The sequence below is a fragment of the Nocardioides seonyuensis genome, from assembly GCF_004683965.1.
Lineage (GTDB): Bacteria > Actinomycetota > Actinomycetes > Propionibacteriales > Nocardioidaceae > Nocardioides > Nocardioides seonyuensis.
In genome coordinates this window covers 1,227,921-1,242,015 of sequence record NZ_CP038436.1, presented here as the reverse complement: position 1 = coordinate 1,242,015, position 14,095 = coordinate 1,227,921, and the positions used below count along the sequence as shown (strand labels likewise).

Sequence of the window (14,095 nt, the reverse complement as noted above, 5' to 3'; positions counted from 1 at the left end):
CCCGCTGACCCTGGCGGCACACGACATCGAAATCACCCGGACCGATGCTGTCTGCCGCCATCCTCGTCGTACGGCATGTCGTGCGCCGCCACCGTCAGGCGCCGGAGGTCAGGGGGATCACCCATCACCGGCCACCGGATTACGCGCGTATCCGACACGTCGGATATCCTCCCTCCGTTGCCCGGCGAGTCCACAAGACAAGCCGGGCAGCGCGCCGCCTTAGCTCAGTCGGTAGAGCGAGTCACTCGTAATGACTAGGTCGTCGGTTCGATTCCGACAGGCGGCTCCGCCTCCCCCGGGGACCCGAGACCCCGGGGGACTCTTCAATTTCCTCCCTGCAGGCTCCTGACCTGCGGTTACGCAAACTGGGCCGCCCTGCCGTGAAACTCGTCGTCGTCCTGCCGCGGCCTTCGGATCGCCTCCCCGCGGCCCTCCGATCTCGCCAATCCCGGTGTTATCCCGGTGATTGGTTGCTGACGGTGCAGGCCGAGAGTCCCGCTGTTTGACCCAGCGAGGCCGAATGGCTACCTAGACTCGCGGCGACGCAGTGCAGACCGATAGGCAGGTGGGGGCGGTGCAGCAGCCGCTGTTGAAGTACGGGACCGAGGTCGGCTCGGTCTTCGACTTGCTAGGCCGCGGCGAGGTCGACCTGACTGCCGCGTTGGGCTGGACCCTGACGGTGTCGCCCGCCCTACGCGCCAGTCTTTGGCGGGGGCTGGGGATGCCCGGCAACCCGGATGACGTGTCCGTGTCCCTGGAGTCCGCTGACGCGGAAGGTCGCACCGACCTCGAACTGCAACTCGGTTCTCAGGCACTGGTCGTTGTGGAGGCCAAGAAGGGCTGGCTCCAGCCGGGTGAGACCCAACTGGGGAAGTACGTGGGGCGGTTCAGCGGTGTCGAGAGAGCACTCCTGGTGTCCCTGTCTGACTCGTCGCTGGACTGGGCGGCACGTGAACTCCCGACCGAAGTGGGCGGGGCCCCCGTCGTGCACCTCCCGTGGGACGCCGTTCGCGAGTCACTGCGCGCAATCCGGCGTGACAAGTCGGCCAGAGGTCACACCGAGCGGTTGTGGCTGACACAGTTCACTGACTACCTGAAGGGAGCGACCGCCGTGCGGCAGTACGACTCGCAGTGGGTCTACGTGGTCTCGATCTCCAAGACCCGGCTGGGGTCCCTCACGTTCCGTGAGTACGTCCTCGACGAGGAGGTCTACTTCCATCCCTTCGGGAAGAACTGGCCGCGACGGCCGCCAATCCTGATGGGCTTCCGATGGGACGGCAAACTCCAACAGGTCAACCGCGTCGAGACGGCCACGGTGCTTCCTGCTCTCCAAGACCGATGGCCCGACATCCCACTAGGACCAGAGAAGGGAGAATCGTACGGACCGCACGCTGTCTACGACCTGGGCCCGAAACTGCGCGTCCCCGAGATTCCGAGCGGCAACATCGTTATGGCCCGCCGCGCGTGGGTGCTGCTAGACCAACTCCTCACCGAGCCGACGATTGAGGCGGCGGAGAAGTCAAGCAAGGCGCTGCAGGAGGCAGCACGGTGACGAACGTCGACGACACGGACTGGCGGCCCCTGTCGGTGCATTCGACCCCGTATGCCCACAACCTGTCGTCACGGTGGATCCTCCCGCCAGCAGGCCGCGCCGAGTACTCGACGAGGGTGTTCCATTCGGCACTTGACTGTCCAGCAATTCGTCACGCCGTCGAGTCACCCCGCGAACGCGAGACCCTCCGCGAGGTAAACGAGGACACCGCCTTCGCGGCGCGCTGGACTTTCGACAGCGCGCAGGGGTGGACGCGGTTCGCCACGGAGGAGACCTGGACTTGGTATCCAGAGGAGTGGGTTGCCTGTGAACGATGCGGCACGACACCCCTAGTCCCTGTCGCGGTGTGTGGCCGGTGCTGGCTAACTGTGTGTGACTGCGACGTGTAGGACACGACGACGGCGCCAGAACCCTGTGTCGGATGTCTGGCGCCGCCGTTGTTGACTCAGGAGGCCGGGAAGGCGAGTACGGCCGCCAGTCCGTCTCCCTCGTCTTCGCCCGGCCACGGCTCGAAGAAGAGGTCCAGGACCTCGCGGCAGTCCGGTGCGCAGTTACGTGAGGCGACGTAGTGCCGGTCAGTGATCGTCGTCGGGGCGTCAAGGGCTCCCTTGTGACCCAGTTGCGCTCCTGCAACGTCGGAGTTGATCTCGTGGGCGAGCAGCGTCGCCACCGTGCGCCGCAGGGTGTGCGGCGTTGTGCCCTTGAGTTCCGGGATGTCCGCGACAGCGGTCCTGAGCGTGGTGCGCAGGTTCGATGGCTGGCGCAGCGTGCCCTTGGCGGTGGCGAAGACCGTCTCCGACGGATGGGGTGGTGTCCCTCGCTTCGCGGTGATGCGCTGGTGGCGCAACCGCAGCATCTCGACCACGGGCTCTGGAAGGACGAGCCGTCGTGGCTTCTTGCCCTTCGGCCACGGCTGTCGAATCAGGACTGGCACGTGTGGCGGTCGAGGCTCCAGCAGGGTGCCGCAGATCGCCACGGTTGGGTTTGGGCCGTCTAGCGCGAGGTCCATCCAGCGCACCGCGAGGATCTCGCCGCAACGTGCCGCCGTGCCGAGCGCGAAGGCCACGATCTCTGAAAGGTCAGGGGAGGGCTTACGACGGCCGGGGATGCGACGGAAGTCCGGGTCGACGATGGTGCAGAGATGCTGCGCCTGCGTGAGGGTCAGTGCCTCAACCTCGTGAGGGTCGCGACGTGAGGGGGCCACCAGGTTCATCGGGTTCGCCACCAGTGCGCCGCGGCGTACTGCAAGGTCGAACATCTGTGAAAGGACAGCACGGATCTGCTCGGTGGACCGGTACTCCTCCAAGTCGGAGAGCCAGGTCTGCAACCTGGCGCCGGTGGCCTCGACGAGTCGCAGTTGTGCGATGCCGTCGGAGTGACGACGCAGGACCCACTCGCCACTCTCGTAGACCTTGCGGTCGCCGAGGATGCCAGTGCGGACCGCTGCTTCCATCTGTGCGAGCGACGACACTCCGAGGTCGCCCTTTGTCTTGAGGAGTCCGGTCTGGCGTCGGTAGGTGAGCCAGTGGTCCGCGAGTTTCTCGATGGTCCAGTCCCCGCGGATCGTGTCCCCACCGTTACCGTTGGTCGCCTTCCACGTCTCCAGCGCCTTGCTCAGGATTCGACGGGCAGCCTCCTTACCGTCGCCCTGTCGCTGAAGTTCGCTCGTACGACCTCTCGCGGACCGCACACGCACGCGGGCTACGAAGAACGACTGGCCGCGGCCGGGGGTCTCGCCCGCGCGGACGCGACGCTTCACTCCTGCCTCCACTGCGGGAAGCGCTCGCACCGTCCCGGTCTCCGTGACGGTAGACGCCGCCGGGGCGCACCCCGCGCGCCACCACTGCTCAAACCAGGGCTCACCGTGTGCGCCCGGCTCCAACGCCACCCGCGCCATCAGGACCACCCCTCCGATGCGGCAGTGCCCGCCGCCTGGTCGTCGATCCACTGCTGGACATCCACGCGGCGGTAGGCAACGCGCGAGCCCATGTAGGTCGGTCGCGGTCCTTGGCGCAGGTGGCGCCAGTTGGTGAGGGTTTTGGGCTTCAGGCCGAGGACTTCGGCGACGTTCTGAGCGGTCATCAGGGGTTCCATCGGGGTGTGCTCCCAGCGGTGTGGCCCCGCGGTTCGGGGCCGGACCAACCCGCTATCGGCATCCGAGCGCCTGGACGCTACCGTCCCGATCCAGCAGCGGAGCGAGCATCGATGCGACCCCATGGGGCTTGAGATGTAGGCCCGTCTCAAATGCCGCGCTGGGTGGGTAGAACTCGTCGCTGGCGGGGCCCACAGGTCGCCCGTAGTGCCATAAGGCGACTGGCGACTGTCTGGCTTTCACGGAGCCTCGTTGCAGCAGGACACGCAGCCGTGGGCCATCAACGAGCCTGACTGCGGGTGGCCGGTCGCACCTCATCTGAACATGCCGATACCACCACCGACAGGTAGCGCCGCGACGCGGACGCTACATCGCGTGACCTACAAGGAGCACAAGGTGTGTGGAGATACTCAAACAACAGAGTCAAGTAGATCTGGTCCGGGCGCTGACAGCCCGACGATCAGTTCCATGGCCCGGTCACACGTGGTCGCGGGTGTAGGTGACGGCTTACGACAGGTTGTCGACACAAGCCGGTTCGACTGCATTGAGGGGGTCGCCGAAGTTGTCTTCGACGGGTTCCGCTTCCGAGCGGTCCAGCAGCCTCTGCTTCAGCCCTGGGGGAGCGGCATTCGCGTCAAGGTCGATGCGGTGGTGGACTTCGAGTACCTCGATCGGAGCGCGCGCCCGGCGCCCCGCCCGCGTTGGGCGGGACTCACCCCGAACGGCTGGGATGTCGTGGCCGAGGCGGGAGTGCGGACTTGCGATCCGCAGGACCACCTGCATTGCACTGTCGTTGTCGAGAACGTGATGACGGCCAGACGCCTCTACTACCGAGGCGTCAGGAAAGGCGACCTCTGGGAGATTCACTACCTCGCGTGGGCTACTGGCGTCTTGATGCCAGGCGCCGGTTCTGACAAGCCGCCGTCATGCTGAGCGCCGCACAGCGAGCGGCACAGGCCGCGTTGCACCGCGAGTCGGTTTGGTTCAGCCACGATGACGCTCGGTCTCTTCTCAAGTTGCGTCCCGAGCGACTGCTTCCGGTCGTGGCCGCCCGTGACGGTGCCGACAATGCGACTGGCGAGTTCGCCTGGGAGAAGGCCGCACTGATCCGCAGAACCGGAGGTGGGTCGCTTGGTCGGCTCGACAGCCGAGTCGTGCATGGCGACGAAGGTCGACGTGTGGTGCCATCGGCGCTCACGCAGTACGCAGACGCTGGGCTACTCGCTGTCTCTCCACCTGCCACGAATGGACTCCCTTTCACTGCCGTCTTCGCGAAGGTGCCGACTAACAAGCGAACGGTGATCCCGCTGTCCTGCGTGTGGGAGTCCCGATGGGACCGGACAACTCGCGACGTGAGTGCCCTTCGACATGGTCCGGATACCGCAGTTGTCATCCGCGCGTTGCTCGTGGAGATCCTGACCGGCCAATGGTCCGATGGTGGGCTGACGGTCACGAATAGTCGGACACAGGCGGACAAGGCCGAACGTGTTGGGGTGGCCCTTCGGACCTATCAGCGCGACTGGTCAACTCTTCTGCAGGTTGCGCCTGGCTACTTCGAGGCGACCCAGGTCCTCCGCCCCGATCTCGGTCTGGACCGTTACGAAGTCACCATTCGTTGGGACCGTCGGTACTCGCTCGGAGGAGCCGCCAGGCGCTCTGCCCGAGGTGGAAGGCGCGAGGTGCGCATCGGCCCCAAGGCTGAGCGGACCCCGTCCACATCTGGCGTGGGGACCCCAGTGACATGTGGCGGAGGGGGCGCCCTCACTTCTGGCGGCCGCACCCCCAGCGCTTATGACGGATCTCTGAAGGAGGTAGGTCCTGATACAGATACTGGGACAGGTGCTTCCCCCCAGGCGGAGCCACGCGCAGTCAGGTCGCAGCCCCAAGGCATTGATCGTTTCGAGGGGGGAAGCCAGCCTCACATCACCACCCTGTCGAAGCGGCTGACCACCGCGCTAACGACAGGGTCAGTTGCGGCGGATGGGCAGACAGCAGGCGGTGTCCATGACTTCGACACCTGGGTCTGCGCGGTCGCCTCTCACCTGGCCGAGATCGATGGTCCCAAGAGACTGGACTTGGCCGTAAGCGACATCATTGCGAACGAGGCAGGCTTCAGAGCGGCTCACGCTGCTGGATGGCAAGCCAGTCGCCTGGCGTCTGCCTTGTGCATTCTCGACGGTGGAGACAGTGTCATCTTCCCAGGGCGTGTGCTTCGCACGCGGCTCGCGTCGCTCCCGCGTGCTGTGAACCATGTCCCGGCCCTCCGAACTTGGCGGGAGCAGCGCGAGTCCGCGGACTACGCGGATCGGGCGGCTTCTCGAAGCGCCGACAAGTACACAGTGCGGACCCTCTGACAGTTCGGGGGGGTCGAGGTGCTCGGGTTGCCTCGCCAGGCGCGCCCGGGGGTGTGCCAGGCGGCCTCGCGTGGCTGGGGCGGGCTCGGCCCCCCATCAAGAGTGTCCTCGGGCGCCAGGGCGCGCGAGCCATCGACGGGTTCACCCACGGCAGCAGTCGCGCTCCAACCGAGACGACGCGCGGGACGCGGATCTGGGCGACGGTCATCACGTGGCACGGACCGATGGCGGGGCCCAAGCAATCCCTTCTGACACGGGCGAGAAGGCACGTGCGCCACCCGTCGCCTTTGCGGATTAGCCCTAGCCCCCTTAAGGGGGCTAGGGCTAGGTCGCGAGACACGATGCATAGGTCGGCCTGCTCAGGGTTCGCAGCGTGAACCCTTCGCAGTCACCAGGCTCATCCATGGCGGGGCTCGCACTGCGAACCTCTTATGAGGTCGTCAAAGCAGCAGGGTGACGGCTGGCGTTACGGCGAGTCGGTGCCGCGCCGACTACATATCTATGAAGCACATCGAACGGCAGTCCGACGGTCAGGCGGGTCTAGAGGGATGCGCCACAAATCCAGACCATCTGGAGTGGCACAAACTAGTCGGGCTAGATCCGAGAGCGCATGCCGTTCTGCTGGAAGCATGGGAGGGTCGGGACCCACCGTACGAGGCAGCACTCCGCGCCGCGGCGACTCTCGCGGCCTTGCGCGGTCCAGGAATGTGGGGTGGTCCGATTGAGGACCACCTCATCGGGTTAGATCCGAAGTGGACCGACGTCCTCGGAACTCCTGTGTCCACATCTGTAGACATCAAAGATTGGCGGCCGATGCTCAGCACCGGCTGGGGCGGAGTCGCTCGTCACCAGCCTGAAGGTCACTGGCTTGTTTACGAACTACGCCTACTCGGAGAACGACTTGCCTCCGTAGGCGTCACGGACGTGGACCTAGGGGCCGCTGGAGGCGCGATGACCACCAGCACTCGTAGGAGCCTTGGCCTCCCGCCTGCGCTGACCCCTGACCCCTGACAAGCGGGACTGATACTGATGTTCGTCAGCATCTCAGGCTGTCCTCGTGTTGGGTGGTTGTTGTGCCACTCGTCGACCTTGCCGATCTCACCCCACTCCACGCCGAGAGACTCCAATGGTTTCTGGACCGGGAGGACGAGACGACCGGGTTCCCGCCGCCGTTGCGCGCCGACATTCACCTTTCAAGTAGGCCGAAGGGCATCTTCAAGCCTCGCGATCTCGACTACGCACTCAGCATTCGGATCAACCTTGACAGCCCTTACCCGGACGGCGACGTCTACGACCGCGACGACGGCACCTGGTTCTTCGCCTACCACCAGGAGAACTCCGACCCGGCTCAGCGCGATCGTGAGTACACGAACCTCGGTTTGCTCCGTTGCATCGAGGACCGCATCCCGGTCGGCGTGCTGCGCGAGCGGGTGCCGGACACCAACAACCGAGACAAGTACGACATTCTCGGTCTCGCAGTCCCGACGGGCTGGGCGGACGGCTTCTTCTCGTTTGAGGGAGTGCGGCCCGATGGCTTCTGGGCTGCCACGGCGACGGCAGTCGAGGTGTTGCTCGCAGACGCAGAAGAGTCGCTCGACTCGGAGCCAGAGGAAGTGCCCGACGATGACTACGACGCGCGCCGACGCGTCAGTCGTCAGATCGTCGCACGGCGAGGTCAGAGCCAGTTTCGTGCCGCGCTGCTCTCCGCGTACGGCGGCGCGTGTGCAGTTACAGGCACTGCCGCCACGGCCGTGCTCGAAGCGGCGCACATCCGGCCCTACAGGGGACCGGCCTCCAACACGGTGCCCAACGGGCTGCTCCTGCGGGCCGACATTCACACCTTGTTCGACCTGGCTCTGATAGCCGTCGACCCTATGACTCGACGCATCAAGGTGTCTGAGGAGTTGGCCGGAACTCCTTATGACGAGGTTGATGGGACTCAACTGAGGGAGCCGAAGGACAGTTCGCTGGCGGCTTCAGTCGATGCCCTCTCGACGGCATGGGCCTTCTTCTTGGCGGCAGAGCAGGCTCGCTGACGCGATTCGCGTGCAAGGCGCTGCGAATGGCTAAAGCGCTTCACCCCTATGTGCGCTCCGGTATCTATCCCGGGCGCGGTAGACACTCGCCCTGCTGAGGCCCCCCATCAAGGCGCCGATCTCGGCGACGGTGTGTTCGCCTGAGTCGAGCATCGACGCGATTAGTGCGTCTTGGGCAGGTGTGGTCTTGGGCTGCTTCCCGCGGAGGCGTCCCTGCGCACGGGCAACCTCCAAGCCCTGCCGTGTGCGGGCGACGATGAGCGAGTGCTCGAATTCCCCGATGAGACCGAGCATTTGCCAGAGAAGCACCCCAACGGGGTCGGCGGGATCGTAGATGGTGGCGCCGACCTGCAACTTCACGCCGCGCTCGTGCAGTGTCTCCGAGATCGCTAGCAGGTCTTTCAGCGATCTGGCCAGCCGATCCATCGAGTGGACGGCGAGTACGTCGCCGCTGCGAACCGCAGCGAGTGCCTGGGCGAGTCCAGGGCGGTCACGATTCGTGCCCGTGTAGCCGTGGTCGGTGTAGATGCGGTCCTCGGGGATGGAGAGGTCAGCCGCGTAGGCCAGTTGACGGGAGAGGTCTTGTGCCGCCGTGGACACACGTGCGTAAAAGCAGGTGATCGATGCCGGTGTCTCGGTGGTCATACGACAATTGATACTGGTGACCGCCGACACCGCCTGCGACGACTATTTGTAGTTGATGTGCTCGGCGACCCAGGCGGTGACTCGTGGGTTCTCATCGATGCCAACCCAGAACCCGCCGTAGTTCTGCGACTCGCGCACCGACACTTCGACCACCACGGCTAGCGCGGTTGCGGTGGTCAGATCTGGCACCCCCGGGAAGGCCAGTTGTCGCGCTTCTTCATTCAGCGCGATTGCGTCGATCGCTGGCTGCGATCGGTACTGATGGAACGCTGCGCACGAGGGGTAGAAGATGCCGCCGTGGAAGCCGTCGGCTTCGGTGCTAGCGCGTGCGAGGACGCACCACCAGACGTCGAACTGGCACAGCGAGTTGAGGATCCAGTCGTCTGAGGCAAGGTCCTCGGCTGGCGGGAGCGCAACGTCGACGGCGTAGTCCGGTCGTAAGGGAGCGCGCCCCGCGATCAACGCTCGTGCCAGAGACAGGGCCTGCCCGCCGCGGTGTCTTCCTTCGTCGCCTTGCAGAAGGTCGACTCTCGCGGCGTACACAAGTCCGTGTCGTAGCCACGAGGCATACCCGTAGGTGGGGGACACGTCGACGCTTCGAAGGACGAGCGACGTTAGATAGCCCCAGCGCTTCTCTCGCACTACGAGTGCGCCGACGGCGTAGACCCGGAGGATCACCGCGAGTAGGTGTTCTCCGGTGTCCCTGTCTGCCCCGGTAGAGAGCACGTGTTGAGGGCTCGACCCTCCCGCGTTGTACACGCGCCAGAGGGCTTCGATGGCGGCGTTGTATGTGTCCTTCTGGTCGTAGAGGACGGCCTGGCAGGCGATCAGACCAAGGGCGTCGAGCGCTCGATCACGATCGGCGTTGTTGCGAGGCGTTGAAGCCGTCGCTCGAACCGTGTTGAGGAACCGGCGCATCTGCACGGTGGCTCCAGCCTCGAATAGAGCGCCGACAGCGGTGATCAGCGCCTCGCCACTCATTGCCTCATCGAGCGGGATCTCTGTCTTGCCTCCGGGCTGGGCGGCATCTAGTGACTGGACCACGCGGTTGACCAGTGCATCGGCATCGTGCCGTGCCTCATCTCTGGCCTGCTGCCTGTACCTCGCGAGCAACGTGTTCCAGTGGGAATAGCGGAGCCGCACGTTGGTTGGGCCTTCACGCAGTAGGACCTCGCCCTGCCGGAAAACCGTCCGCATCTTGCCGTCGGCGGTCGGTGCCTCCGCGGTCTTGGAGGCGGGTACAGGGAGCCCGTCCGGGTTCGGGAAGACGTAGATGAGTACGACGTTGCGGCCTTCGACGTCGTGCTGCGCAGAGGTGATGTTGACCGGCGCCTCACACCAGTTCTTCACGTGGTCGCGCAGTTTGCTCGGGTCGTACGGGCGGCCAGTCAGGTCGAGCGGATCGTCATTGACAGCGAGGGTGCCGTCGTCTTTGACGCCGAGCACGATGTAGCCGCCTTCGGGGAGATTGCCCATCGAGAGGGCGTCCTTCACGAAGTCGAGACGTGCTCCGGTGTCCGCGAGGTCGAGAGTCGCCTTGAAGTCGAGGGCTTCCTGCTCGCCGCCCGCCGCCAGCAGTTCGAGAACTTTCTCTCGGTCGATCCGGCCGTCAACAACGATCACGTGGTCTCCCCCTTGTGGTGCTCACGAGGAAGGCTATGGCAGAGCCGACCGCGACGGGCAAGCGCCGCGCGATACGCCGAACGCCCATTCGAGGGATCGACAAGGCCGATACTCTGGGCGACCGGGATGAGCGGGTATGCGATACCCTATGGGTCCGGTTTCACCAAGTCTCGACCAGGAGCACGCAATGCTGCAGATCACCCTCACGCAGAAGGGCCACAACAAGCCCGTCACCGCGATGACCGCTGACGAACTCTACGAAGCGGGACGCTACGCCTGGGTCCTCGGCGCCAAAGCCGACAAGGAACAGCACGCACTCATCGTCTTCAACAACACCGTCCTACAGGCCATCGAGATCGACTCGCTCGAAGACGTCACCGTGACGAACGCCAAGGGCGAACAGCAGGCACGCCGTGCCATCCACGGCGCGATCCTGAAGCCCGGCCACCCGGTCCACGACGCGCTCGTCGGCAAGCAGGCCCCAATGCCATCCACGCAGAACCCGATCAAGTACGTCGACCACCCGCTCGACCTCACCAACTGTAAGTGCGGATGCGGCCAGCCCGTCCGAGCCGACTTCCTCCCCGGCCACGACCAGCGCGCCATCCACGACCGCATCGCCAAGATCGGAACCGTCGCTCAGTTCATCGAATGGTTCGACACAACCTTCGACGAGTAGATCGCGTTAAGGACGCTGCTCACGCTCACTCGTCCAAGACCCGCTCCAAGACAAAGTCCGGGCAACCCAACAGCCGCAGAGCGTGTGCTCGAACCACCTCTTCCGATACGGACACGACCTGGTTGATATCTGAGGTGTCGAAGCCTCGAACCCCGTGGGCGAGGAGATGCCGCAGCCTCGCAGCCGCGGCGAAAGGCGTCATCCCCGATGGCCCCTCGTCCATCAGTTGTCTGATTAGCGCCGTACGAGAGAGCGCATCCGTGCGATCTACCGGCAGGTCAGTGAAGGTGGCCCTTAACGCCGACTCCAGACTGCGGAACGGCTGTTTGAGTAGGTACTTCTTGATGTACTTGAAGTGTTCCGTGCTCACGCTTGCCTTGATCTCGGCTAACACTTCGGCGCGCATCGCGGAGTGGTTACTGGCCAGCCCCTCGAACTCGGTCTGCGTCTCGTGCCCGTGCATCCCTTCGAGAGACTGCACGAGCAGCAGGAAGCGCGATCGAGGGTGTTGGTCGCGAGCGTGCAGCATCGCTGCGTACGTCTCGACGAGCGGGTGGTGGTCAGCCGCCAAGCCTTGCCACTTTTGTACGAGTTCGAGCAGGTCGACGGCGTCGGCCACGCACAGCAACGCGGAGTTCGCTTTACGCACAGACTCGGCGTTTGAGTCGAACGGATCTTGGCTGATGCCCGACCCGAACACCTGCCAACGGTGCGCCTCGCCGTCAGTCACGTTCGACTCAACGGCCAAGTAGGTCAGGGGCTCGCTGGTGCCGGTCGCGATGGAAGCAATCGCCTGAACCGGCGTAACCCAGTCGTCCACGAGCCTACGAAGGCTGAGCGGATGCGCAGAAGAGGCCGTGATCACCGGACTGTGCCGCACCGAAAATGAATAGGGGTCGGCGATGCTCGCGCTGCCCCGGTAATGGGCTTCAAGAACGTCTTCGCCTGATGTCCATCGAACGGCGGTCTCGTCTGCTTCCGTTGCCGCCCAAGTCCGCTCACCATCCTCGCCCGGCTTCGGGAATCTCATCGTCTTGAGTGGGGCGAAGCCTAGAACTGCGTCCAGTGCCCCGACCTGGAATCGGACGCGGTCGAACACAAGGTGATCGTCACCGTCGGGTACTTCGGGGACGTCACTGTGCTGCCACGGAAAGAGAGTGCTCTTTCGCCGGAGCAGTGCCGCGCTGCCGCGGATGTTGCCGTGACTCATCCACCAGGTGATGGTCGAGTCAAGCACCAAGACTTCGCCACCATTTGCGAGTGTTGCGTGCGTTGCAGGCGATGCGCTCCTCTGCGGAAAGGCGAACGACGTCTCGCCGTGCCTCGTGTCGGAGGTGAGCGGGATGTTGCCGTAGATGATCCCCCTCGGCGGAGCCATCGGTGAGACCTCGATAGCGCCCGACAGGTTACGAACGGCTCCTGCGCCATCCCGAATGTGCCAGGTGCACAGATACTCGTCCGGCTCGAAGTCGAGGCTCAGCACTGGCTTCTTCAACACCGCTCCTGCAGGTCGTTGCGGATCTTGAGGTTCAGCCGATGTTAAGTGTGCGGTCGCCGAGGGGGTGCGTCGTCGAATCGAAGAACAAGATCGTGTGGCCGGGTAGCGCCTCGATGATGCGGCTCTTGGTGGCGATGATCGCGTCAGCCCTCGACGAGGGGCGTAGGGCAACGGCGATCTTTTTGCGCTTGCCGTCCAAGAGCGCCTCAATGATGTGCTCATCTTGCGTGGACAGGCTGTGTCCGAACACGACGGTGTTCTGCTCATCGTCGCGTAGCCGGTCGAGGCAGAACGACAGGTAGGCGGAGCGGCTGATGGTTCGAACCTTCGAGGCTGAGTTCCCCTCGCTGACGAACAGCGGCCGCTTGTCGCTGGTCGCGGAGTAGTTCCGCAGCACGCGCGTTAGGTTGCCGCCGTCGGCGTTGGTCCATTTGCCGTCAATGCCGGTGCTGTCGCTCTGCCAGAGGTGGAGCGCGCCGTGCAAGTAGTGGATGAGGGTCGTTCCGGCGGTGGCGTTGGTGTTGGCTGGGTCGAAGTCGTGGCCGGGGTTCCAGAAGTAGTCCTTGGTGTTCACGGAGGGATCTGACTGAAGCAGGGACCAGTACACGCAGAGGTCGTAGTTCGTGGTGAACACGTTGTCGTGCTCGGCGATGCTGGTAGCGATGGCCGTGTGAGTCGGGACGGGAAAGTCGTTCCAGTCAACATGGGCGGCGCTGACGGCCGACAGAAGTGCGTCGCGCACCTCGCCGTAGGTCGCTTCCACTTCAGCGACGTCATCACCGAGAGCCTTGAGGACGATCCTGGCGTGGTGAAGGCATTCGAGGACTGTCTCGAAGTTTGTGGTGTCCAGTTCGTCGAAGATGCTCTCAGCAGGTCCTGCAAGGTCTCCTTGGTCGCTGGCTTCGCTGAACAGACTGTCGTAGGCGAAGCCGGACCAAAGGTTGATACTCAAGCCGTTCCCTATGAGCAGGGTTGGCCACTCATCGGACGAGTAGGTCTGCCAGTCCGGCAGTTCGTCCGTGACCCTCTTCTCAGCCCGCAAATCGTCCCCCTGGTCACCGAGCCATCTCGGAGACCATTGTCTCGTAGGGACAACCTGAGTGAGACAACTTTTGCGGACTGGTCTTGCGAGACCCGAGGTCGCGCTCACCGGGGAGTGCTGATCCCCGCGCGGTCGGTGTCGCGTTCGACGATGGTCTGCGAACACATCAGTCGGTCAGCCCTCGGAGAGGATGCAGCGACATTCGTGGCCGAACCGGTAACACCCTGAGTCGTGAATACGCATACCCTCCGCCCGCAGAGCCGCAACCAGTCGGTTACCTTCTGGAGAGTTGAAGGCCTCGGGCGAGTTGATGACGTGGAACTCCGCGAACCTTGAGGTGATCCATCGCAGGGCGCTCTTTGCGTGGCCTTGTCCCCTTGCTTCCGGCAGCGTCTCGACGTGTGCAAGTTCGAGGCGGCGGCTGTCAGGCTCGCAGTTGAACTGTGCCCACGCGACCCGGTTGCCGTGGACGTCGACGCGCAGGTGCTTGTCGCGCTCGTCGCCAGTGAGGACGAAGGTTCGTTCGACGTTGTTCGTACAGCCCACCGAGTCATTGAAGCGTGCAAGAGCGTTC

11 protein-coding genes and 1 tRNA gene are annotated in these 14,095 nt (G+C 64.4%); 5 read left to right on the top strand and 7 right to left on the bottom strand.

What is annotated here, in order from left to right; all coding sequences use genetic code 11:
• Positions 1-213: 213 nt before the first annotated feature.
• Together EXE58_RS06120 and EXE58_RS06115 are read left to right on the top strand one after the other, a co-directional pair.
• A tRNA-Thr gene (locus tag EXE58_RS06120) sits at positions 214-286 on the top strand.
• 288 nt (positions 287-574) lie between these two features.
• Positions 575-1,552, top strand: a complete 978-nt coding sequence (locus EXE58_RS06115) for a hypothetical protein (RefSeq protein WP_135267039.1) — start codon at positions 575-577, stop codon at positions 1,550-1,552.
• Positions 1,553-1,997: 445 nt separating this feature from the next.
• Here the strand turns inward: EXE58_RS06115 and EXE58_RS19435 are convergent, their stop codons facing one another.
• Both EXE58_RS19435 and EXE58_RS06105 read right to left on the bottom strand, forming a co-directional pair.
• Entirely contained in the window at positions 1,998-2,858 is an 861-nt protein-coding gene (locus EXE58_RS19435; protein WP_167288714.1) for a site-specific integrase, read from the bottom strand.
• Between the two features lie 590 nt (positions 2,859-3,448).
• Positions 3,449-3,634, bottom strand: coding sequence for a helix-turn-helix transcriptional regulator (locus EXE58_RS06105; RefSeq protein ID WP_135267037.1), 186 nt, complete (start codon positions 3,632-3,634; stop codon positions 3,449-3,451).
• Between the two features lie 385 nt (positions 3,635-4,019).
• Here EXE58_RS06105 and EXE58_RS06100 point away from each other — a divergent pair, with 385 nt between their 5' ends.
• Together EXE58_RS06100 and EXE58_RS06095 are read left to right on the top strand one after the other, a co-directional pair.
• A complete protein-coding gene (locus tag EXE58_RS06100; protein WP_135267036.1) occupies positions 4,020-4,577 on the top strand; it encodes a hypothetical protein in 558 nt (185 codons plus the stop codon).
• A gap of 2,494 nt (positions 4,578-7,071) precedes the next feature.
• On the top strand, positions 7,072-8,034 hold the full coding sequence (locus EXE58_RS06095; protein WP_167288712.1) for an HNH endonuclease: 963 nt from the start codon (positions 7,072-7,074) through the stop codon (positions 8,032-8,034).
• A 30-nt stretch (positions 8,035-8,064) separates the two neighbouring features.
• Here EXE58_RS06095 and EXE58_RS06090 read toward each other — a convergent pair whose 3' ends face one another.
• Positions 8,065-8,679, bottom strand: a complete 615-nt coding sequence (locus EXE58_RS06090) for a recombinase family protein (RefSeq protein ID WP_135267034.1) — start codon at positions 8,677-8,679, stop codon at positions 8,065-8,067.
• A gap of 42 nt (positions 8,680-8,721) precedes the next feature.
• Positions 8,722-10,302 (bottom strand): AlbA family DNA-binding domain-containing protein, encoded by a 1,581-nt coding sequence (locus EXE58_RS06085; RefSeq protein ID WP_135267033.1) that lies wholly within the window; start codon positions 10,300-10,302, stop codon positions 8,722-8,724.
• 187 nt (positions 10,303-10,489) lie between these two features.
• Here EXE58_RS06085 and EXE58_RS06080 point away from each other — a divergent pair, with 187 nt between their 5' ends.
• Complete coding sequence (locus tag EXE58_RS06080) at positions 10,490-10,981, top strand: hypothetical protein (protein ID WP_135267032.1); 492 nt, start codon at positions 10,490-10,492, stop codon at positions 10,979-10,981.
• A 25-nt stretch (positions 10,982-11,006) separates the two neighbouring features.
• Here EXE58_RS06080 and EXE58_RS06075 read toward each other — a convergent pair whose 3' ends face one another.
• From EXE58_RS06075 to EXE58_RS06065, 3 genes are all read right to left on the bottom strand, one after another.
• Positions 11,007-12,476 carry an ApeA N-terminal domain 1-containing protein gene (locus tag EXE58_RS06075; RefSeq protein ID WP_135267031.1) on the bottom strand — a complete coding sequence of 490 codons (1,470 nt, stop codon included), beginning with the start codon at positions 12,474-12,476 and terminating at the stop codon, positions 11,007-11,009.
• Positions 12,477-12,510: 34 nt separating this feature from the next.
• Entirely contained in the window at positions 12,511-13,521 is a 1,011-nt protein-coding gene (locus tag EXE58_RS06070) for a DUF4917 family protein (RefSeq protein ID WP_167288710.1), read from the bottom strand.
• Positions 13,522-13,695: 174 nt separating this feature from the next.
• Positions 13,696-14,067, bottom strand: a complete 372-nt coding sequence (locus tag EXE58_RS06065) for a hypothetical protein (RefSeq protein WP_135267029.1) — start codon at positions 14,065-14,067, stop codon at positions 13,696-13,698.
• Between the last annotated feature and the right edge of the window lie 28 nt (positions 14,068-14,095).